Origin of the sequence: Streptococcus pseudoporcinus LQ 940-04 (assembly GCF_000188035.1) — a bacterium.
Lineage (GTDB): Bacteria > Bacillota > Bacilli > Lactobacillales > Streptococcaceae > Streptococcus > Streptococcus pseudoporcinus.
Genome location: NZ_AEUY02000005.1, coordinates 275,267 through 299,176 on the forward strand (window position 1 = coordinate 275,267; position 23,910 = coordinate 299,176).

Consider the following 23,910-nt stretch of genomic DNA (forward strand, 5'->3'; position numbering starts at 1 on the left):
CTTTGAACAAACTTTTATTTTTCAATATGCTTTTCTAGCGACTCAGCATATTTTTCATTAGATTTTTCTTTATCTTTTTTCCATTTTTTCAAAGCTTTATTATAATCTTTTGACGTTACGGGTTTATCTTGAAGTTTCATATATTTATAAAATGTAGATGCATCAGATTTATTACCAGACCAGCCAAATGCTCCTGTAAATGGTACCACTTTAGTGATTGAAGGGGTTCCACCTAGTGAGTAAGTTGGAATATAAACGGCTGAATCCGTTAAAGCAGCTTGGGCTTGGGCATATTTTTTAAATCGTTCATCCTGATTATCCGTAATGTGACCTGCGTCACCATCTAGTCTTGTAAATTCTTCTAGACCTGCCTCATTAGCAATAGCCACGTCTTTGATTGGATTAAGGCCAATGAATTTTGTTTGAGCACTTGCCATTGTTGGGTTGAATATATCAAGATAAGAAGACGGATCTGCATAGTCTGGGCTCCAACCTGAGGCAGTTGAGAGATCCCAGTCTTGTTGATTTGTTGTTTCAGCCATATAAGTGATATTGTTATATGTATCAGTATTGAGCTCAATAATATCAATCACAACGTTTTCTTTCCCAAGAGACTTTTCAATAGATTGTTTCATTGATTGAGCTTGTTGCATTAAGCCAGATGCAGTTTGATCTTGTGGCATATCAAGGTGGATTGGGAATTGTACTCCTTGAGCTTCCAAAGCTTTTTTAGCTTTGTCCATTTGCTTTTTAGCTTTCTCTGGATTATAGAGGCCATCTTGCGCATCAGCAAGATTAACATCTTTCCACTGTTCCCCATAATTAGCTAGCTCTTTTTCAACCGTTTTGCCAAAATCGTGACCATCAATTTGAACAAATGCAGGTGGAACTAGAGTATTCCGAAGAGATTTACCTGCTCCATCTTCACCAGCAGTCTGAGCAGTATATGATTTTCTATTAAATCCAAATGTTAATGCTTGACGGAAATCTTTATTTAAAACAGCCTTACGGGTATCATCTTTTTGTTTATCACTTGTTTTTTTAGTATGGTCATAAGCTGTGCGATTCAAATTAAATGTAGCATAATAGGTATTTGATTTTTGTGGCGCATAGATAATATTGTCGCCATAGTTTTTCTTAACTTTTTTATAAGAAGGTGTTGTCGGGAAAAGACGTGCTGCAGAATAGGCACCTTTATCAAAATTTCTAAATAGTGATTCTTGATCTTGACCATCATAATAGGTTAACTGTACACCATCAACATGCACATCTTTTTTATCCCAATAATTTTCATTTTTGACAAATTCAATAGATGACTTGCTTGTCAATGATGAAATCAAGAATGGCCCATTATATAAGATAGAAGATGGATCTGATGCTTTACCAAAATCCTTACCTTTAGATTTTAAGAAGTCAGCATTAACAGGAGATAGAATCCCATATGTTAATTTTGAATTCCAGAAGCTTTCAGGTTTATTAAGCGTATATTGAAGAGTATTTTTGTCAATAGCTTTCACGCCTACAGTCGAGAAGTCTTTGGTTTTTCCTTCAACGTAATCTCCCAAACCTTTTATAGAATCTTGTACAAGGTAAAGAGCATCTGAACCCTTGTCAGCAGCATGTTTCAAACCAGTTACAAAATCATTTGCTGTAACGTTTGCATACTCTTCACCATCAGCAGTGTACCATTTTGAATCCTTACGAATTTTATAGGTGTATGTTAAGCCATCTTTAGATACTGTCCAGCTTTTAGCAACTGAGGGAACCAAATTCCCCATGTTATCATATTCCATTAAGCCATCGACACTATTTTGAATGATTTCACTTGTTGTTGAACGACCTGAAACTAAATAATCTAAAGTATCTGGATCTGTTGCATAGACGTAACTATAGTTTTTTGACTTACTGTCTTTGCCTGATCCATTGCTACAAGCTGCTAAGGTAGAGACTGATAAAATCGCTATCCCAATAGCAGCCAACCACTTGCCATTTTTCATAAGATTCACTCCTAATTTTTTCTCCAATCTTGGTCAAAAGATTGTGCTAATTAAAAACATTATATCATAATTTTTTCGCTATCAAAATATTTCCTGCAAAATTATCTGACTATTTCAAATCATTTTTATTAGCTTATTCGGAAAAATCATTAGAAATGCTGTCATTTAGGTATTTTAACAATCCTGTCAACCTTCTAAAATTTTAATGAAACCCCTGCCATTTCTCATGCTAGCGCTTTAGTAAATCCTCGAAACAACTCAAAAAAACTGAATTTTATGGTATAATCAAAAAGAAAAACCTCCTAATAAGGAAAACTATCTCTTATGAAAAAACTAGTATTTTTGATTCTGCCTCTTCTTTTCTGTTTTTTACCCAAAACTATTCTAGCTGATGATTATAAGTTACCAGCCAAAAGCGGTATTGCCTTTGAGGTATCTACTGGTAAAATTCTCTATGAGAAAAATGCAAAAAAAACACTTCCTATCGCTTCTTTAAGTAAGATCCTAACTACTTATCTTGTCTATAAGGAAGTCCAATCTGGAAATCTGAGCTGGGACACTCCTGTTAAAATTTCCAACTATCCTTATGAACTGACTACTAATTATTCTATAAGTAATGTTCCGCTTGATGCTCGCCAGTACACCGTTGAAGAGTTATTAACAGCCATGCTAGTCACAAATGCAAATAGTCCTGCTATTGCTTTAGCTGAAAAAATAGCGGGAACTGAGCCGCTCTTTGTCGATAAAATGAAGAAGCAATTACAGGAGTGGAAAATTCATAAGGCTGACCTAGTCAATGCTAGTGGTTTATCTAATGAGCAACTGGGAAATCATATCTACCCTAACTCTCAAAAAGATGCCGAGAATAAAATGAGCGCCCTTGATCTAGCTATCGTTACAAGACACCTGCTCCTAGACTATCCCCAAGTCTTAGAACTCACCAAAAAACCTGCTGCAACTTTTCGAGGCGATCAAATCTTCTCCTACAATTTTTTACTAGAAGGTATGCCAAACCATAGGAAGGGCGCTAATGGACTGTTCGTTGCTTTTTCAGAAAATAATGGAGCCTCTCTTATTACAAGTTCTACCGAAAATAAGATGTCGGTTGTTTCTATCATTATAAATACTGAAAAGAGCAAGGACGACAAGCTAGCGCATTTCACTACTGCCAATACCCTCCTAGATAATATTGCCCAAAAATATGAGCCAGTTACTCTTCTTGAAAAAGGGCAACACCTGAAAAATAAGGATTTCCCTGTAACCGATAGCCCCATGAAACACATTTCTCTAATTTCAGATAAAACCTTAACCATCATTCAAAAGCGTGGAACGACTACGACTACCGATTTAGTTATCAGACCACTTCAAAAAGAATTTCGAGCACCAATTAAACAAAATCAAAAGCTTGCTACTGCAAGTTATAAGGATTCCGATAGGATCGGGATAGGCTATTTAGGTGATAGTCCTCAGGTCTCTCTAAGTGCTCAACAGCGCGCTCCTAGAAGCTTCTTTTTAAAAGTTTGGTGGAATCACCTGGTTACTTATGTCAACGAAAATTTATGATGGCCTCTCTTTGACCTTTGTTCAGTAGATTGTTAAAATAATAATTATGAAAAAACAAATCTATTTAATGCTAATCTGCATCCTTACTTTATTTCCTTTAAGTCATCCTGTTTTCGCAGATCAGGCATTAAATCTCCGGGCAAAAGAGGCTATTGCTGTTGAATACAGCACCGGTAAGATTCTTTATCAAAAAAACAGCGATCGTAAAGTCCCAATCGCTTCACTCACAAAGATTATGACTATTTATTTGACCTTGAAAGAAATTAATTCTGGCAGGTTAAAATGGGATGATTCAGTTGAAATGTCTAAATATGCAACTGACTTAGCCAATAACCCTGATATCAGTAATCCTCCTCTCTATAAAAATTCTTACTCTGTTAAGGAACTTGTTGACTCCAGTATGGTTGTCAGCTCAAATAGCTCTGCTATTGCCCTAGCTGAAAAAATCTCTGGTTCCGAAGCTAAGTTTGTTGATAAAATGAAAGATCAATTAAAAACATGGGGTATCACAGATTATCAATTAGTTAATGCATCAGGCTTAAACAATAGTATGCTGAATGGCCATATCTATCCTGGTTCAAGTAAAACATCTGAAAATAGATTAAGTGCTAAGAGTCTTGCTATTGTGTCGCGACACTTAATCAAGGATTTCCCAGAAATTCTAACCATTTCTTCTCAGAATCAGATTTACTGGGGGAATGATATCTTGACCAACTCCAATCATCTCTTACCTGGTAATACCATGGCTAGAAATGGTGTAGATGGTTTAAAAACGGGTACTACTACCAAAGCTGGACAAACCTATATTGGAACCGCTGTCCAAGATAAGATGCGAGTCATCGTTGTCATTCTTAATGCAACTGATGCTCCAAAAGATAGCAATGCACGCTTTGTTGAAGCTAATAAATTATTTGATTATAGCTTCCAAAATTATCAAAAAATAACAATTCCTAAAGGGAAGCCATTCTCAACAAAATTAAGCATTTCTAATGCCAAACAAAAAATGATCACATTCAAAAGTAACCGTGATTTTACAGTTATTCAACCTATTAATGTTCAGACTATCCATTATAAAATTGTTCCTAATAAGGAGCATACTACAGCTCCTATTACAAAGGGCGAACAACTCGGTAAGATTACCCTAAATGATCAATCAAGCTATTTATGGGAAAAACCTAGTAGTCCAATATTTGCCACAAAATCTATAAAAGCTCTGAGCATTTGGGAAAAATTTAAGTCCTTTTTTACTCATTCAAATTAAAAATTAAATAATATTATTAAAAAAGCTCTTTGTTTTGTATTAGCTTAATGGTATAATAAGCTTATCTTTTTTACAAGGAGCTTTTTGTGTTAAAAAAATATGTATTTTCTGTATTTCTGATTTTTACTTTTTTTGTATCACATCTCGTACAAGCTGACGAGCACAATGATATTTTGAACATTACGCGAGAAGCCGGATATCAAGTTAATCCTATTAATAAACCTAAATCTTCCATCGTTGTTGACGCTTCAAACGGAGATATCCTTTGGCAAGATAACGCTTTAACTGTGCGAGATCCCGCAAGTATGTCTAAAGTATTTACACTTTACCTACTTTTTGAAGATCTGGCTAAAGGAAAAATAACACTTGATACTAAAATTACAGCTTCTGACACTGATCAATCTATCAGTAAAATCTATGAGATTAGCAATAATAAAATTGTTGCTGGAGTGGACTACCCCATTAGAGATTTAATCACAATGATTGCAGTTCCTTCTTCTAATGCCGCTACTGTCATGGTTGCTAACTACCTTTCCCAAAATAATTCGTCTGCATTTCTAGATCGTATCAACAATACCGCTAAAAGACTAGGTATGTTAGATACTCACTTTAATAATGCTGGTGGTGCTGTTGCTGAAGCTTTCAATGGTTATTATAACCCTAAAAATTATGATAAAAGTGCTCCAAATCTAACCAGCGCCCATGATTTAGCTATTTTAGTCTACCATTTCCTTAAAAAGTACCCAGATATCGTAACATATACCAACAAATCCATCGTCAAAACAATGGTTGGGACACCATACGAAGAAACATTCCACAGTTACAATTATTCCTTGCCTGGTGATAAGTATGGGCTAAAAGGCGTAGACGGTTTGAAAACAGGATCAAGTCCAAGCGCAGCTTTTAATGCAATGGTCACCGCCAAAAGAGGGAAAGCTAGAGTAATTACAATCGTTATGGGAGTTGGGGACTGGACTGACCAAGATGGAGAATTTTATAGACATCCTTTTGCTAATGCTCTAACTGAAGAAGGCTTCAAAATCCTAAAAAACGGCAAAACCCAGAAACAAGCTAACCTTTTCCCGAATAATAAGATACATACTAAAGGAAGCTCTTACTCTTATAAAGAAAATAAAAAAGTTGCTACTCTTATTGATCAATTTGAATCATTTGTTGATCATCATCACAGTATTTTATTCCTTTGCCTAGGGCTCTTCATCTTTATCGTTATATTGCTTGCTGTCATTGCGATCGTATGATCTTGAATACTAGTATCAGAAAATCAGTACTAACTTAGAAAAGTACAAAAGACCAAAGGGCTAAGTTTCCCTTCGGTCTTTTATTTTGATGTAAATAATCTTAGTCTTATAAAAGATTATTCTTGTTCTTTAGAGTTTCTTTTAACAAGTCCCATTGCTCCAAGTATCGCTAAAGCTGCAGATCCGTATAAACCTGTACTTTCTTCTGTACCTGTATGTGGAAGCACTTCGTTACTTGTACTTGATTTTGGAGTAGCTGACGCTGACTGACTTGTAGTTGTTGATTGCGATTCCGAATGGCTTGTAGTTTCAGAATTAGGTGTTTGAGGTGACTCTGGTGTCTCTTCTTTAACAAAGCCACTATCAATTGTTGGATTATCGTTCCCTGCAACTGTTACTTTAACAACTTGACCATCTGAATCTTTGGTATCATCACCTGTATTGGCTACTGTTGGCTTGTAGCCTTTTGGTGTTTCGAAAGTTACAGTATAATCTCCATCGACTAAATCAGTGAAGCCATAGTGACCATTGCTGTCTGTACTTGTCGTTTTAGTTGAACCATCTGGATTTGTTAGGGTAACCGTAACACCTGAAATACCAGGCTCTCCTGGATCTTGAATCCCATTATGGTTAGTGTCTTCCCAAACTGTGTCACCAATAGTATGTACTTTAGCAACTTCTGAACCAGCATGTGATGCCGACTGACTCTCAGATGTGCTTAAACTTTCTGATGTCGAGTGACTTACTGAGTTTGACAAGCTTGTTGAAGTTGATACTGATGTCGAGTGACTTACTGAGTCTGATAGACTTGTTGATGCTGATACCGATGTCGAGTGACTTACTGAGTTTGATAGACTTGTTGATGCTGATACCGATGCCGAGTGACTTACTGAGTCTGACAGATTTGTTGATGCTGATACTGACGTTGAGTTACGCACTGAGTTTGATAGACTTGTTGATGCTGATGCTGATACCGATGTCGAGTGACTTACTGAGTTTGATAGACTTGTTGATGCTGATACCGATGTCGAGTGACTTACTGAGTCTGATAGACTTGTTGAAGTTGATACTGACGTTGAGTTACGCACTGAGTCTGACAAGCTTGTTGATGCTGATACCGATGTCGAGTGACTTACTGAGTCTGACAAGCTTGTTGAAGTTGATACCGATGTCGAGTGACTTACTGAGTTTGATAGACTTGTTGAAGTTGATACTGACGTTGAGTTACGCACTGAGTCTGATAGACTTGTTGAAGTACTTTGACTAACAGGATCTGGGATTAAACCAGCATCAATTGTCATGTCGTTAGCAGCTTTAATGGTAACAGTAACAGATGAACCATCTGAGTCAATAGCATCGTTACTACCAGTGTTAGAGGTTGTTAATACGTAACCAGCAGGTGGCGTAAATGAAATGGTATAGGTTTCCTTATCAAATAGTCCATTAAACTGATAGTGTCCACTTGCATCGGTATAGACTGATTTTGTTGTTCCGTCTGAATAAGTCAAGGTTACCAAAACATTTGCAGCCGGCTTTTCACCATTCGTTTGCAAACCGTCCTTATTCGTATCAAACCATACGTAATCGCCAACGCTATAAGTTACTTCTGTCCCTGTACCACCTGAGACGTCACTGTTGACCACGATATTATTATCAGATTCAACGATTGAATAATATCTAAGGGAGGAGTCATAAGAACTCATTGTCCCACTTTGGACAATGTCATCCTTAGAATTAGGATCATAACTTGAAACGACTTTTATAACATAGACATCTGAAATATTATTTAAATAAATATTCGCAGTGTCCGAACCATAAGTAATCGTTGGAGTAACTTTAGTTAAGCCACTAAAGTCAGTAATATTCATACTGTCTGGTAGCATTGATCTAGTCCCAGCCTTATAAACATCAATAACTGTAGATTTATCAATGATATTACTACCTTGTTGCCTTATAGCGCCAGTATTTGGATCAACAATATAACCAAAGACTGAAAAGATCGTTGAGTAGGCATTGTACTGCTTGGGATTTACATAGAAAATCTGTTCAACCGTATGTTTGGTGGTATCAAGTTCATTTATCACCGATTCAATACTTGACGTTCCTTGAACATAAGGGGACTCGTATTTAACAGCCTCCACTTTTGAAGTTGTTTCACCACCCATAGAATAGGTCATGGTTAAGGTAGCAGCATTAGGTACCTTAGAGCGATCAATATATGAGTAAGCATCTAATGAAGCCACAACATTTTGGTATTTATCGACATAAGACGTGAAGGTATAGGTTACTGTCTTAGTTGTAGCATCATAGACGCCAGTTGCAATAACTTCGCCTGAATTATCTGTGATATCAATCGGTGCCCAGTTGGCCATATCAAAATCTGATGGTGTTGCATAGGGACTATAGGTCATTGTAAATTGATCACCAGCGGTTGCCGCATTATCTACTGTGAATTTTGAATAATATTCAATCGTTTCACCGCGTAAAGGATATACAATACCATCATTATTCACTTCATCCTTAAGATAAGACGAGGTAACTGTTACAAGATCATTATTGACCTTTCCAGTAGCTGCTAAACTTGTACGACTTGATAACATGTTAACTTTTGGAGCTAGACTGGTTGATGATGCTGTAGATGCAGAAACAGCTGTTGTAACTGATACTGGTGTGCTATCTGAAGCAGTCGGCGTCACATTTGCAGAGTTTGTCGTTTGAGAAGCACTTGACTGACTGGTTGATTGTGATAAGGATAGCGACTCTTGTTCTGAAGTGCTTTGTGCTGCCTGACTATTTAAAAGCGACTGACTCATTGATACTGAGGAACTTACGCTTTGTGAAGCGGAGCTTTGATCCAATACGCTAGTGGTATTTGAAGTTGTTGTTGACGCCACAAGGACAGTCGAATCAGTCCCTGCTGAAGTCACTCCCGTTTCAGAAGTCACAGGTAAGGTACTTGTCGTTTCTGCTGCAAATGCAGTAGTAGCTAAACTTGTACCACCAAGAACTGCTCCAATTCCCAACGCCCCTTTTAACAATTGGTTTTTAGACACAACAAAATTCACATCCCCTTCAGAAATGCGTTCCTCTGCCTGGCTGCCTTTAAATAATTGGATCAACCCAAAAGAAGCCAAGGTCGTTTTTACCCAGCTCTTACCCGACTTGTGCAGTTTTACACGAGACTTTGACTCAGTCTCCACAAAACTACTCTTATTCAATTTTTGTAACATGTGTTTCTCTCTCTCTTTTTTTAAATTCCCCACTAACAATTCCTTGCCAAGTAGAGAATAGAGCAAGTTTTCAAGTCTCCAATCTTAAAAACTCACAATTTGTAATTCCCCATTTTTTAAAAACGGACACTCTATTCTACATTTTATTTTTCAAAAAAGCAATAGAAACTTTCAGAAAATTTTATTGTTTCTTCTTAAATCTGATAGACACTTTTCAAAAACCTTATTTTATGCTTTATTAACTCCTTTTTCCAAAAAACAAGAACAGATATAACAACAACTATCCCTCTCAATAAATTAGTTTTTAATTAAATTAACATAATATTACAACTTTAGATTAGAGTAATTTTCCCTATTCTCTTAAGCCCGGATAAGTAAAAAACGACGATTATAACTACCTATCCTTTGCATTATTTTCAGAGATTACTACAGATACCTCTAAAGGCTAATTGTCAAGGAAAGTCAGGTTGAATCCCTATAAAAAAAGATTGCCCTATTTCTGCAATCTCTTTCTTCTTAAAATAATCTGTAAATAGTATTGAGTAGGCCCATAATAACACTGATGACAATAATAGAGCCTAATAAAACGTAAGTAACGTTGCTAGCACCAGACTTCTTCTTTGGGGGTAACTTTTGCCTATTTTTCTCTAATCTTTCTTCGATGGCTTCGTCTAGAAATGACAACTTCTTTTTTTCAGGCATTATCCAAGCACCTCCCGATAAGCTTCTTGCGAGGTATGGTTAGCAAAGACTAACTGTTGTTCAATAACTTCTTTAAACCTACTAGGATGAGCTAGCAAAGCTATAGCTTTTATCATATCGTCAACTCGATTGGGTCTAAAGGTATTTTTCGGTAAAATGTAGTGACGGGTATGCTGGGTATTGTCAAAAGCATAGATCGGCATCCTCTGCTCAAAAGCCACCCGATTAGCATTGAGTATCTCATTACCATGGTTGATATCTAAATAAACAGAGCACAAGGTCCATAAAGCAGTAATTGTTTTTGGTGAAAGATTAGGATATAAGAAAACATTGTCCTTTTGTCCCAAAGCTTGTAATTTAGGTGACATCTCTGTCAAAGCTCCTATATGGAATTGAAGATCAGGTAAGCCAGTGACTAACGATTCAATTTGTTCAAGTTGATCACTATTGGTAAAAATTAGAGCATTCGCTGACCAGTTTTTTTCCTGAGCCAAAGGATACAAATATCCCAAAGAATTAACCTTTTCATTTTCCCCCTGATGCAATTGAACAAAAGTTTGGTAAGTCAACGGGTCAGGAATAATAACTTGGCAACTTCTAGCAACAGTTCCATTTAAAATAGCTTGCATATTGCCAGGAATAGCTCCTCTAAATTCTTCTTGCCAAACCAAAATATCATGACCGGGTTCAGGTAAATGAATACTGATTTGAAATGGCAAAGCCAAGGAATTATAAATAATCTGATCGAGGTCAAAAGATGCTTTCTGAAGATAATAAATCATAAATTCCAATTTACTTTTGAAAATCTTAATCTTATCTCGATCATTTAAAATAAGGTCATTGGTCACAAAGTTTTCAACAATTTTTTCCTTTCCTTCTTGGTCATAGTAAGTTTTCAGGACCTCCGACTGTTCCTTGTTGTAAACACTCTGTGCATAGAGGCGTCCATTTTTGTTATAATGTTCAACCAAACGCACCTTGCCTTCACGATCCAGCCATTCAACAGCTCGGACTAAACGTTTATGGGTTGGCTCGGCATAAAAAATATTTGCTTTCTTAATATCGTGGTCGAGAATTTCACCATTATTGTTGTTAGACTGAATTTCCCAAAAATTTGGAGTTTTGATTTGATTGAAATAGCGCGCTTTTCCTTCAACCACTTGCTCTTCACCCATAAAAAAGGCATAAGGAGTGGTTACTGAAGTGGGTAAAAAACCTGTCTCATTTAGAATAACAGTGGAATGTTTGTAACCCGACATCACTAAAGAATAATGTAAATCTTGAGCAGCTTGGTCATAGTTTTCAAATATATTAAGCATTATCAAACTCCTTTAAAAATTCTTTCCAGTCATTAGCAACAGTTTGGCTTAAGAATTTTTCAGCAATGGTATAAGAGTGTTCTTGCCATTCTTCAATCTGATAGTCTTGATACATAGCAATGATTGCTTCGCTAAATTGACTAACAATTAAATCAAGCTGATCTGATTCCTCCTTTGGAATCAGTAAGCCATTTTTTTCATGCTCAACAAAAGTCACATTACCGTATGGTACGTCAAAGCCAATAATTGGTAAGCCTGAGCCGACAGCTTCCATCAAAGTTAAACCGAAGCCCTCACTGGTTGACCCTGCTAAGTAGGCTTCGTATTCAGGATAAATAGTTTCCAAGTCCACATGTCCCATTAAGCGAATATAATCTTGAGCTGCATGTTCCTTAATTAATTCCTGTAACTTATTCTCTTCGCTACCTTTACCATAAATATCAAAGGTTAATTCTGGCAAAACTTTTTTAGCCTCAATAACAGCTAGAATTAACCAATCAATATGTTTTTCACTAGCCAGTCTTGAAGCTGTTACTAGCGAGAAGGGGTTTCGTTCTTGAGCTGGTCTTTTCAGTTGTTCTAAAGAACCAACAGGAATTGTCACTACTCGTGGTGAGATGCCTTGATACTTTTTAAAGTGATATCTTAGCGTTTCCGACTGGGCTTCTGTCGAACAAATGAAAAAATCAACTTGGTCTGCATGTGTGAACTCATACTCATAATAATTATTCCAGAGGATATAATCATTATCCTTTGCATTTTTACTATAATGCTCAGCATGGACGACACATCCAGTTTTTGCTCTGCCTTTTCCCTCCATAACAGCCTGGCCAATCTCACTAGAGCGGTCTAAAATCACAATGTCTTTTTCTGTCAATTGTAACGAGTTGATAAAATAAGTCAATAATTCTCGAGTGGATAAAAACATATGATCTTTGAAACGATAGAGATGACTCTCTTCATCTAAGATTTCATCAAAAGCTGTGCTCCCATCTTCGTTAAAGAAGCGACGTTGATAAAGATGCGCCTTGTTGTTTTTTGGCGTGAAATATTCACTGCAGTAGCGGGTATAATTATAATAATCCTTACGAATCAGGCAGCCTTTAGACACAAACTCGGCACGATCAACAAAATCAGCGGTTTCCTTGCTTAAATAACAGGTCACAAATTGCTGGTTGTTGTCATAAAAATAACGGCGAATTTTGCCACTTGCTTCTTCTTTTTCAATATGAAAGGGAATTGATTCGAGAACATCTTTGAGGGTATAGGTTGTCGGTGCCAATTTAATATCTGTAAAATAATGGTACATCCATATCACTTCATCATCTTCAAAACCAATGTTTTTAGTTAAGTGTTGGACATTTTCATTTAAGATTAAATCTGTAAAAATAAAAATCCCTTTTGCACCAATCATGCGTAGGAGTTTAGCACGATAACTTTGAGCATACTCCACACCACTGCTAGCCCAACCAATCCCCATATTAATATTATAAAGTGTCATTTTTCTCTCCTATTGATCAACCTTACTATGCAAAATAAGCTACCAATTCCCCCTTTGGATTGTAAGCTAGCATGCTTAAAGCAAGGTTTCTGATGATACTTTGCTTAACCCGATGTTCCAACTCTTTAAAACTAGACAGGGCTTCGCGATGAAATTCATAAATGGTATTTCTTTGTGCTGACTGTCTGCTGGCAACTAGAACCCTAAATTGTTGGAGATAGTCTACTTGTTCAATCCAAGCCTGATCAATAGCTTTTAGAATAGCAGTTCTCTGAAAATTAATATAATCTTTTTCATTGTGGAACTGAGCTTTTTTAGTTTCCATTTCCTTTAAAAAGATTTCTTGTAAAGTTTTTTTGATAGAGCTATGACTAGTGTAGTCAACACCTTGACCTGAAAATTGATAAGATAGATTATCAAAAACATAGCGACTTAAGCTTTCTTCCGTAATGTCATCTTGACTCTCTAGATAGCTGCTTAATACATCTTCTAGTATTGACAAGAAATCTACTGATTCCAGCTTTTCTTGGGCAATCAATTGGTTGCGTAAGTTATAAATCATTTCACGTTGAACTTGTATGCTTTCGTCCATCTCGACCGCACTCTGTCGCGCTTGTCTACCCTGACTATCACTAGATTCTTGGGCCTGATTCAAAAGCCGCTGATAACGATTTGAACTTAATAATTTTGGTTGCTGGGGGTTTGTTTTGGGTAATTGCTTACGCAAATAATCTAAAAGCCATGCTGGTCCCCATTTAATAAGCAATGAGTCTTCAAGTGATGCGAAAAATTGGCTCATGCCAGGATCTCCTTGCCGACCTGAACGTCCTCGCATCTGTAAATCAATCCGTTTTGAAGGCATTCTTTCAGTACCAATCACTGCCAACCCTCCCAGTTCAGCAACCCCTTTACCCAATTTAATATCAGTTCCGCGACCAGCAATAGCCGTAACAACTGTTACATTTCCCAATTGTCCTGCTTCAGCAATCATCTCAGCTTCTTTGGCTGTATTATAAGCATTTAAAACACTATGAGCAATACCCTCTTTTAAGAGCAAATGGGAATAAATCTCTGACATTTCTACGCTTGCTGTTACCAGTAAGACGGGTTGGCCAGTAGCGTGGATTTTCTTCAAGAAAGTCATCGAAGCAAGGATCTTTTCCGGAAGACTCATATAGATCATATCAGGATAATCAATACGCTGAATAGGACGGTTTGTCGGAATGGTAATAACAGGCATGTTATAGGTTGTAATGAATTCATCATCAGCAACTCGACCAGTCCCTGTCATTCCACTTAGTCGTTCAAAGAGTTTAAAAAGATTTTGATAGGTCACACTTGCCATCGCCCGTGTTTCGGGTGTTTTTTCAACAGATTCTTTCGTTTCAAGAGCTTGATGTTGTCCCGCTTGTAATTTAGTACCTTCCAAAACGCGGCCACTTATAGCATCTAAAAGCACTATTTCATCTTTGTCAACGATATATTCTTCCTCACGCTCGTAGAGGTGATGCGCTTTCAGAGCTAGAATAATATGTCTAACAATTTCAGTATGTTTAGCATCAAAGAGATTAGTGAGCCCAAAAAAAGTCTCTGCTTCGGTGATTCCTTTGCTGGTTAACCAAACATTTGTCCGTTCATCATTAAATTTATAGTCTTTCTCTTCTTCCAAGGTTGTCACAAATGTATTAGCAACTTGGTAATAGTTGGATTGAACACGTGGCGAACCTGATATGATTAAGGGTGTCTGTGCACTGTCTAGCAAAACGGAATCTACTTCGTCAACAATAGCATAATAGAAACCTCGTAAAAATTGATTGTCTACCGAGTCTGCTAAATTCTGAATTAAATAGTCAAAGCCCAAGGTAGAGTGAGTGGTATAGACGATATCAGCTCCGTAGATTGCTCTTTTTTCTGGAACTGATAATTGTTTAGAAGGACTTTCTGGAACAGCCAAGGCGACTGTTAAGCCCATCCAACGGTAAACTGCTCCCATCTCTGTTCCATCGCGTCTCGAAAGGTAAGCATTCGTTGTCACAAGCATGACCCCCTTACCAGTCAAAGCATTTAAGTAAAGAGGCATCGTTGCCGTTAAGGTCTTCCCTTCACCCGTTCGCATCTCTGCAATGTTGCCACCGTGGAGAGCAATAGCTCCCATGACCTGAACATCATAAGGAAACATGCCAAGGACACGTCGATCTGCTTCTCTAACCGCAGCAAAAGCCTCAGGCAATAAATCATCTAAAGTCTCTCCAGCCATCAGACGATTTTTAAATTCTTGCGTTTTGGCCTGTAAATCACTGTCATTGAGTTTAGCCATACTGTCTTGATAGCTATTGACCCTGTTTAACATTTTTTTAATAGCCCTTAAACGTAAGCTATTAATACTAAGTTTCTCGCTTAAGCTCCCCAAAGTAAGCTCCTTTTAATTTTTTTCTGATAATTTTGCTAAATAATGATGAGGCCGTAACAAGCCTTCAACCAAGGCAAAGCTATCATCTTGTTGTTCTGATTTTATAAAAGGCTTAGCCTTAAAATGATTGTTAACTTCAAGCAATTCTTTCACACGTTCTAAGTCATTCGACAGGCTTTCAATATCGCTCATTAATTCCTTATCAAAGTCAGGGTAACCACTACACGTGGCCTTCCCTTGTTCAAAAGCATCTTCCATGAGGATTACGACACAATCAGACTTAGGTCCCGTTCCAATAAAATGAATCCCCTTATCCAAAAAGTCAGGTGCCTCTTTGTAAATAGTTTGCGCTACAAAATTCACAAACTTATCCCCTAAATAGGACAAATGATTGAGCTGGGTTACTCCCATAACTAAGACATTTCCTAATTGGTTAAGGGACTTTAAGGACTGCGGCATTAGTTGCCCATCTTTATTTTCTAATAAGAAAACAATTAATTCTGAAGCCACTGCCAGACTTTCGTGATTCAAAGCATTGATAGCCACATAAGCATCAGCCATAAAGGCTTGTGAAGCCTTATTATAAAGCAAGATACTGTCAAAAATGAAGTCTTGACAACCCGCATTAATCAGATCAATTTGGTAAGAAAAAGTCTCTTCTGGCAAGGAAAAGTCAGCACTATCTTCCTTGATAATTTTATAAGCAACGATTTCTTTACGACGATTAAAGAAAGTTAATCTAAGATAAGGGACATGGCCTTTATTTGTTTCAATGTTTAACTTCAGACGATAGTCGATACCACGTTTTAAAATTGGTAATCTAGGAACATCACGGTTGGCTTGAAAATTGGTTTGTGAATACCAGGAATGAATAACTGTACCAATTGGCAAATAATCTTGGCGATAGGAAATGCGACCATCCCTTAAATAAGATAGGTCCACACCATACATATAAGTGCCTTGATGCAAAAGTCCCCAGTTAATCAAAAATACCTCTAATTCTTGAGTCTGCATTAAGGTTTCCTCCCGAAATCTAAAGTCATAATCCTTACGTATTGATTCAAAAACCATTGGTTAATGGATGCACTATTGTCATTGTGGCGACCTTCAATCCCTTTAGAAATAACCTTAACATTTTTCCCTTGAACCCTGTCCAGAAAATCTAGATAAGCTGTCGGGTCATAGTCATCATCTTTCATATAAGCTATGGCAAAAAGGGTTTTGCTTAAATCAGCTTGATCAATAGCTTGCCAAAATCTCAGGTTAAGTCGCTCTATAGTTTCCTGATTTAGAGCTCCTGTTAGGAAGTGAAGAATATCAAAAGCTGTTCCAAAATCATCAGGACGAATCTGATAACCATTGTAAGCAACATTCCCTAGTGAAAATAAGGGTTTCCCTAGAATAACAGCATGTGGTTGTAACTGACTAGCATAATAAGCAGCTCCTAAAGTTCCCATGGATAAGCCAGACATAATCATTTCCTGAGGATTAAATCCTAGATAGTCTAATTTCTCTGTGATGAAATCTGTTACCTGTTTCTCCAGTTGGTCACTAGCTAGATAGAAAGAGCCACCTTCTAGTCTTGGATCTCCTATCAAGATAAAAGGTGCTTTTAATTGGGACATCATCCAGTAGCCTTCAAATCCTTCCGCAGATCGGTAACCTGAAAAATAAACATTAAGCGGAGGTTTCAAATCACCAGGACTAAAGTAAGCAATTAGCTCTTGACGATGATCATCAACTAGTCGTTGTCCCCCAGCTATAAACTGCCCAAATCGTTCCCGACTTCTTCTTTGGTGTAAAGACCCAATCTTTAACTTACCTCGCCCTTTAACATGTAAAACAAAGGATAAATAGTGATTTTTAGCTCTTGCTCCAAGAGTAACTTGTTCCATTAAATCTGATTCTGAAAAACTATTGACCTCAACAATATTAGAAGTGCTTTCTGCCAAGCTATAAACCTTCAAATTAAGAGTAAGATCGCCTTCTTTAACATATTCCAACCAAAAATTTAAGGCTTGCCCCGAAAGTTGTAAACTATTATAACGCCATGTTAGTAAGGACTGAAATTCTTGGCCAAAGTCACCTTCAAAAACGGTAAAGGCATTACCCTCATAAGAGACTTGTCCAGAAAAGTTTTGTGAGACATCAATATAGCGCATGTCAGCTTTGGATCCCTCTTGACCAGGGAAAAAGTTTTGTGATAATTGCTTCACCAATTCTTCTGGTGCAGTCATATCCATCGCCTCAGCTAGTTTTGATCTAAATAAATGCACTTGTGGTTTAGTATCAGTAATCTGATTATTGTAAAAGACAGAATAAGGGATAGCGAAGTCAAGCAAGTCTTCATAACTTTGCTGATAATTGACTGGGTCAGTAAATAAAATCAGCGAGAAAGGAGCAACAGGTTTCCCTTTTTGGTCAATGAGTGATAGCTGATAGTCGGTTGGTAAACCATATGACCAATCAATAGCCTCAGGTATAGTGAACAAGTCACTCCAATTGTGATGACCTATCTGAAGGACTCTCATTTTTTCTTTAGTCATTTTTGTCCTCCAATTGAGCTTTCCATTTAGTCATTAAGGCTTGGCCTGTATTTTCAGCAATTTTCTCAATGGAATAGACCAAGGACTGATTCCAATGTGACAAGCCCTTTAAATAATAGTCCAAACCTTTGCTAATCTCATCTATTTGACTAGCTATGTATCCATTTTCCTTATGGCTCACATAGGCTGTTTGCACGTTATTAATTTGAGGGATCCCCGAACTAATGGCAGCTATTTGATGGTACAAATCAGGTTCCAGTCCAAAATCAAGTACAATACGACTTCTTTTAAAAGCAGAAATAATATCATTCTCTTCTGTAATCATTAGAATATCAGCCCTTGAAGCTGCTTCTTCTGCATTTTTGTCAGGCAAGCTGTCCTCTTTAGTTGACAATTGGTTTGGAATATAATTCTCGAGATAAGTCTCGAGCAAATCCTGTAGCTTTGTAACCCGTTCACCATAACGTTGATAGGTAGCAAGCTTTAAGGTAAGGAGTTCATTTTTAGCCATCTCTTTAAAAAGCAAGGTCAAGATAGCTTTCATATCTTCTTCCCCAACGGTATCTACCAAAAAATAGATTTCCAATACTTTTTGGCGGATACTTAGGCCTAAGTCAAAGCGACTGTCAAAAGGGGAGAGTTGAATAATAGGTGGTAAGCTTTTCTCTTTTGCCAAAGATTGCAGAGCAGCTACATTTTTTTCAGTATCAGATACTAAAAATTGGGCATCTGCAAAAGCCTCCTTCTCAGCAGAGCTTAAAGAATCTAACTTTTGCCGGTTTTGGTAAAAGGAAAAGACAGTTGGTCTAGCAATACTTTTGAAGAAAGTATTATGTTGCTGATGACTAGCAATAACAAAGACATCGGTAGGATGTGTTGTTGCTATTTCCTCTTCAAGCATCTCGCTAATCAAATTTTCCCAATTCTTATAGCTTTTTTGCTTCAGAAATGGGACTCGTTTAGGATTGATGACAATTCTATCAGCGACAGCTTGATCTAAATATTCTCTAAGGCACCATAAGCCTGCCTGATTCACATAATCTTGATAGTTAGCTTGGCCATTTTTAAAATAAAGAATACTAGAAAGAAAGCCTCGATCATCAAAAACTAGTTGCTCTTTTACTCTTTTACCATCCTTTTCGAAACGAATGATTTGAAAAAGGTTGCCGTTAGTTACAAACTGCAAGCGCGCGTAGAGACAATCATGAACAAGAACACTGACTGTGAACGGAGAATATAAAAAGGTTGCTTCTGCTGGCCAATTTAGGCTGCGCCAATCTAATGGAGAGAACTTACTCTCTTGACAGTTTTGCAGGTGATCAAATAAAGACCATGTTTCAACCTCAAGTAAACCTTTTTGGTGTAAAAAAGACCTCAAATGAGGGGAATAGTTCAGGATCATGATCCGAACCTTTTCTTGGTTCTCATGAAAGACCTTAATGTGATTGACACTATCATCAAATTGTAAATAGTGATTGATATGTGTCCATTCATTGGTATCATCGTACCAAAGTCGATCTTTTTGATACCAAGCTGGAATAAAATGGTACATAATTTCTCTCTCAATTATAAAATGCTGCGGTATTGTTTATTCAGTTGAAGCATCTCAACTTGATCAAAAATCGCAAAAAGTAAGGTTGCTAAAATCAAAATAGTTCCTGGAAATGTTGATATGGTTGTATCAATCTTATAATAATGTCCTAAAACGAGTGGAAAACCAATAATAAAACAGGTATAAGCTCCCCCCAAGAAGCCAACTTGTTTCACAAGCCTGTTTAAAAATGTAAAAGTTGGATGACCCGGTTTAACGCCATGGATATAATCACCCATCTCCTGCAAACCCTCCGTTACCTTATCTGGCTTAACATTTACCAGAGCAAAGCCAACGGTTAGTAAGAAAAGTATTATTAAATAAACAGTTAAACCAAATGATTTTGATAATGTTAAATTAGAAATGACATAGGCTATGGTTTGATTATGAGGGGCTATCATTTGAAGTCCAGATAAAAGGTATTGTGGTAAAACTAGCAAGGTCATCCCATACATAATCGCCATACCACCTGCTACATTCATTTTTATAGGAATGTAAGATTTATGAACAAAATCATTATGAATCATGACACGTTCGAGAGGAATGCGATACTCAGCCCTCTCTAAAAAGATGGTGACGACTAAGGCAATCATAGCAAAGGTGAGGATTAGCCCGTAAACCCATATATGAGCATTAAAATGAGAATCTTTGGCAAAAGCCTGAGACAAACGAGCAGGCATGCTTGATATTAATCCTACTAAAATAAGAAGACTAGAGCTTCCCAAACCAAATATCATATTTAAATGAGCTAGCCACATGATAACAAAGCAACCAGCAATTGATAGAAATGCTACAATAATTAGAAAACCAAGACGATCAAAAGGGAGCAACCAGGTTTGAAAGGCCATGAAACTCAAAAGACCTAGTGATTGAATGACACTGATTATAATCATAATGGTTTTACGCCATCTGTCTGCAACAACTAAGGACATTTTCTGTACATTCAATTTTTTACTTGTACTGAGAAATCCCCAAAGAATCATTGTGGACATCCAAGGACCTAAACCTAAGGTGAATAATGAAACCTGAGAAAAATCACCTCCGGATACCAGACTTGCAATAGTCATTAAATCACCATTTAAGCCGCCAAAAGCTGATGCATCAACATCAACCAAGGGAAGCGGAATATGTCTCCCGATTAAATAAACTAATATGATAAGTAAGCTTGCTATCGCCTTTTTCTTCAAAGGTGACTTAACCATTTGCCGATTGGCCTGCATATTAGAACCCCAATTCTAATTTTTTGATTTTTTATATTTACGCCTCTATTGTAGCATAAAGCGACAACATTGTTTGATCTTTTTAACCAGAAATCACTTTTTGAATCAGATTTTTTGCTAAAAGTCACCATCTCATTTTCTAGCATTTTTTCATCAAAAAAAGCCGTCACAATTGACGACATAACTACCTAAGCTTAGTTTCTACCTATCCTACAGAGCCTTCCATTTCGTAAGCAATCAATCGATTCAACTCAACAGCGTATTCCATTGGTAATTCTTTCGTAAAGGGTTCAACGAATCCCATAACAATCATTTCTGTTGCTTCATTTTCGGTCAGACCGCGACTCATTAGATAATAAAGTTGCTCTTCTGAAATTTTAGAAACCTTTGCTTCATGTTCTAAAGCAACTTGAGAATTATGGATTTCATTAAAAGGAATGGTATCTGATTTTGAAATATCATCCATTAAGATAGTATCACACTCAATATGGGAAACGGATTTTTTTGAATTAGAATTAAAGGTTACCTGACCCCGATAATCCACTTTTCCTCCACCTTTAGCAATAGATTTTGAAACGATTGATGATGAAGTATGTGGCGCATTATGGATCATCTTAGCGCCGGTATCTTGGTGTTGGCCAGCATTAGCAAAGGCGATTGATAACATTGTTCCACGCGCACCGGGACCATCCAAGTAAACAGATGGGTATTTCATGGTCGTTTTAGCACCAAGGTTACCATCAATCCACTCAACTGTCGCATCTTGCAAAGCACGAGCCCGTTTTGTTACTAAATTATAAACATTATCTGACCAATTTTGAATGGTTGTGTAACGCATATAAGCGCCATCTAAAGCAAAAATCTCGACAATCGCTGCATGCAGGCTGTTACTAGAATAAGTAGGCGCCGTACATCCCTCAACATAGTGAACACTTGCGCCCTCATCAACAATAATTAACGTTCTTTCAAATTGACCAGTATTTTCATTGTTGATGCGGAAATAAGTTTGCAAAGGAATATCTACCTTAACCCCTTTAGGAACATAAATAAAGGTTCCCCCTGACCACACAGCTGAATTTAAGGCAGCCAATTTATTATCTGTGGGAGGCACTAATTTTGCAAAATAACGTTTGAACAAATCTGGATATTCTTTTAAGGCAGAATCAGTATCTGTAAAGATAATGCCTAGTTTTTCAAATTCATCTTTCATGTTGTGGTAAACCACTTCTGATTCATATTGAGCAGACGCGCCAGCTAAATAGGCACGTTCAGCCTGAGGGATTCCAATTCTTTCAAAGGTCTCTTTAATTTTTTCTGGAACATCATCCCAGGAACGAGCAGGCTTATCGGACGCTTTTTGATAATAAATAATATCATCAAAATTAATATCTGATAAATCAGCACCCCATGTTTGCATAGGCATCTTATTAAAAGTCTCAAGTGACTTCAGGCGAAAATCAAGCATCCATTGCGGTTCTCCTTTAGCAGCGGAGAGCTCCCGAACAACGGCCTCACTTAATCCTTTACCAGTTGAATATAATGGTTGAACGTCATCATGGAAACCAAACTGATAATCTCCCAAATCAATTGGGTTTGGTTCGACCATATCATTTGTTTCAGACATATCTTTTCCTTTTCTTTCTATTTCACTCACTATCTGCTTGACTACGTAAAATAGCTTTTTCTAAGGCATGCCAAGCTAGAGTGGAACATTTAATACGTTGTGGAAATTTGGCAACACCCGCTAGAAGCTCCGCTTCGCCCAGCTCTTTCTGCTTTGGATTTTCTTGACCTTGTACCATCTCAGAAAAAACCTGAATCAGTTCCAAAGCTTCAGCTTTAGTCTTACCCTTAACAGCATCCGTCATCATACTTGAAGAAGCAATTGAAATAGTGCAACCATCTCCCACAAAAGCAATATCAGCAATCCGATCATCCTCAAATTTAACGCTTAAAGAAATAACATCACCACAAGTTGGATTATTAAGCACTACCGCTTCGACTCCATCTATACGACCTCTGTGATGAGGATTTTTTGAATGATCGGCAACGACAGCCATATAGAGACTGCTGAGCTTAGAGAGTGCCATTAAAAAACTCCTTTGTTTTCAGAATTGCCTCAACCAAACGATCGCAATCCTCTTCCGAATTGTAAATATAAAAACTAGCTCTAACAGCAGATGAAATTCCTAAATACCTCAACAAAGGTTGAGCACAATGGTGACCCGCCCTTACAGCTATACCTTCATAATCTAAAGCTGTTGCAACGTCGTGTGGATGTAAGCCCTCTAAATTAAATGTAAAGACCGCAGTATGTGCGTTTGGCTGGTGCGGACCATATAGGGTTAAACCATCAATCGCAAGCAATTTCGGTAAGGTATAATCAACAAGAGCTTGCGCGTGTTGATGAACATGATCCATACCCAAACCTTCAAGATAACGAATGGCTTGCCCAAGTCCGATAGCTCCAGCAATATTTGGAGTCCCTGCTTCAAATTTCCAAGGAAGCTCCTTCCAAGAAGCATCTTGCTCATAGACAAAATCAATCATTTCACCACCAAATTCAATTGGTTCCATTTGCTTGAGTACAGCTTCTTTGCCATACAAGACACCAATACCTGTCGGACCCATCATTTTATGGCCAGAAAAAACATAAAAATCACAATCCAACTCTTGGACATCTACCGACATATGTGGAACAGCCTGAGCTCCATCAACAACCATATAAGCTCCTTGTTCATGAGCTAACGCAGTGATCTCTTTAATAGGTGTAATAGAGCCTAGGACATTTGAAACATGCGCCAAACTAACAAATTTTGTTTTAGATGATAATTTGGCCTGCAAGTCATCCCTATCAATTTGACCATCTTTTAGATAGACATAAACCAATTCTGCTCCCGTCTTACGACAAACTTCTTGCCAAGGGACTAAATTAGCATGATGTTCCATAACTGAAATAAGGACTTGATCTCCTTTCTGGAGAATAGTCTTGGCAAATTGCGCTATCCAATTCAAACCAGTGGTCGTTCCTCTTGTAAAAAGTACTTCTTTGGTACTTTTTGCATTAATAAACTGTCTGACTAATTCGCGACTCGCTTCATATTCTCGTGTCGCCCTTTCCGCCAATGTATGAACACCACGATGAACATTGGCATTATCTTCATGGTAGTAATGCATCAGACAATCTAAGACAATTTGAGGTTTTTGCGTAGTTGCCGCATTATCCAGATAGATCAATTGTTCATCATTAACCCTTTGGCTTAAAATGGGAAATGCTTTCTTGATTTCAATACTATCTAACATACCAATCT

General features: G+C 37.4%; 16 protein-coding genes. 3 read left to right on the plus strand and 13 right to left on the minus strand.

Annotated features, from left to right (window positions below; all coding sequences use genetic code 11):
* Positions 1–14 precede the first annotated feature (14 nt).
* Positions 15–1,997, minus strand: a complete 1,983-nt coding sequence (locus STRPS_RS02705; RefSeq protein ID WP_007893619.1) for a peptide ABC transporter substrate-binding protein — start codon at positions 1,995–1,997, stop codon at positions 15–17.
* Between the two features lie 324 nt (positions 1,998–2,321).
* Here STRPS_RS02705 and pbp3 (STRPS_RS02710) point away from each other — a divergent pair, with 324 nt between their 5' ends.
* The 3 genes from pbp3 (STRPS_RS02710) to STRPS_RS02720 all read left to right on the plus strand — a co-directional run bounded on the left by pbp3 (STRPS_RS02710) (position 2,322) and on the right by STRPS_RS02720 (position 6,080).
* Positions 2,322–3,560, plus strand: a complete 1,239-nt coding sequence (gene pbp3 / locus STRPS_RS02710; RefSeq protein WP_007893667.1) for a D-alanyl-D-alanine carboxypeptidase PBP3 — start codon at positions 2,322–2,324, stop codon at positions 3,558–3,560.
* Between the two features lie 46 nt (positions 3,561–3,606).
* Complete coding sequence (gene pbp3, locus STRPS_RS02715) at positions 3,607–4,821, plus strand: D-alanyl-D-alanine carboxypeptidase PBP3 (protein ID WP_007893621.1); 1,215 nt, start codon at positions 3,607–3,609, stop codon at positions 4,819–4,821.
* Between the two features lie 116 nt (positions 4,822–4,937).
* Positions 4,938–6,080, plus strand: coding sequence for a D-alanyl-D-alanine carboxypeptidase family protein (locus STRPS_RS02720; RefSeq protein WP_408646531.1), 1,143 nt, complete (start codon positions 4,938–4,940; stop codon positions 6,078–6,080).
* A gap of 116 nt (positions 6,081–6,196) precedes the next feature.
* Here STRPS_RS02720 and STRPS_RS02725 read toward each other — a convergent pair whose 3' ends face one another.
* From STRPS_RS02725 to STRPS_RS02780, 12 genes are all read right to left on the minus strand, one after another.
* A complete protein-coding gene (locus STRPS_RS02725) occupies positions 6,197–9,310 on the minus strand; it encodes an accessory Sec-dependent serine-rich glycoprotein adhesin (RefSeq protein WP_232011003.1) in 3,114 nt (1,037 codons plus the stop codon).
* Positions 9,311–9,826: 516 nt separating this feature from the next.
* Positions 9,827–10,012 carry a hypothetical protein gene (locus STRPS_RS02730; RefSeq protein WP_007893687.1) on the minus strand — a complete coding sequence of 62 codons (186 nt, stop codon included), beginning with the start codon at positions 10,010–10,012 and terminating at the stop codon, positions 9,827–9,829.
* Positions 10,012–11,331 carry an accessory Sec system glycosylation chaperone GtfB gene (gene gtfB, locus STRPS_RS02735; RefSeq protein WP_007893574.1) on the minus strand — a complete coding sequence of 440 codons (1,320 nt, stop codon included), beginning with the start codon at positions 11,329–11,331 and terminating at the stop codon, positions 10,012–10,014. The genes STRPS_RS02730 and gtfB overlap by 1 nt, the downstream gene beginning before the upstream one ends.
* A complete protein-coding gene (gtfA, locus tag STRPS_RS02740) occupies positions 11,324–12,832 on the minus strand; it encodes an accessory Sec system glycosyltransferase GtfA (RefSeq protein WP_007893657.1) in 1,509 nt (502 codons plus the stop codon). The genes gtfB and gtfA overlap by 8 nt, the downstream gene beginning before the upstream one ends.
* A gap of 25 nt (positions 12,833–12,857) precedes the next feature.
* Complete coding sequence (gene secA2 / locus STRPS_RS02745) at positions 12,858–15,242, minus strand: accessory Sec system translocase SecA2 (protein ID WP_007893625.1); 2,385 nt, start codon at positions 15,240–15,242, stop codon at positions 12,858–12,860.
* Between the two features lie 12 nt (positions 15,243–15,254).
* On the minus strand, positions 15,255–16,256 hold the full coding sequence (asp3, locus tag STRPS_RS02750) for an accessory Sec system protein Asp3 (RefSeq protein WP_007893593.1): 1,002 nt from the start codon (positions 16,254–16,256) through the stop codon (positions 15,255–15,257).
* Complete coding sequence (gene asp2 / locus STRPS_RS02755; protein WP_007893699.1) at positions 16,256–17,788, minus strand: accessory Sec system protein Asp2; 1,533 nt, start codon at positions 17,786–17,788, stop codon at positions 16,256–16,258. The genes asp3 and asp2 overlap by 1 nt, the downstream gene beginning before the upstream one ends.
* Positions 17,781–19,340, minus strand: coding sequence for an accessory Sec system protein Asp1 (gene asp1 / locus STRPS_RS02760; protein WP_007893671.1), 1,560 nt, complete (start codon positions 19,338–19,340; stop codon positions 17,781–17,783). Before asp1 ends, asp2 begins: the two co-directional genes overlap by 8 nt.
* A 14-nt stretch (positions 19,341–19,354) precedes the next feature.
* Positions 19,355–20,599 carry an accessory Sec system protein translocase subunit SecY2 gene (secY2, locus tag STRPS_RS02765; RefSeq protein WP_007893678.1) on the minus strand — a complete coding sequence of 415 codons (1,245 nt, stop codon included), beginning with the start codon at positions 20,597–20,599 and terminating at the stop codon, positions 19,355–19,357.
* Positions 20,600–20,804: 205 nt separating this feature from the next.
* A complete protein-coding gene (gene sufB, locus STRPS_RS02770; protein WP_007893702.1) occupies positions 20,805–22,223 on the minus strand; it encodes a Fe-S cluster assembly protein SufB in 1,419 nt (472 codons plus the stop codon).
* Positions 22,224–22,245: 22 nt separating this feature from the next.
* The gene (gene sufU, locus STRPS_RS02775; protein ID WP_007893689.1) at positions 22,246–22,689 is read right to left on the minus strand and encodes a Fe-S cluster assembly sulfur transfer protein SufU; all 444 of its coding nucleotides are present in this window, start codon (positions 22,687–22,689) and stop codon (positions 22,246–22,248) included.
* On the minus strand, positions 22,676–23,902 hold the full coding sequence (locus STRPS_RS02780) for a cysteine desulfurase (protein WP_007893655.1): 1,227 nt from the start codon (positions 23,900–23,902) through the stop codon (positions 22,676–22,678). The genes sufU and STRPS_RS02780 overlap by 14 nt, the downstream gene beginning before the upstream one ends.
* Positions 23,903–23,910: the final 8 nt, after the last annotated feature.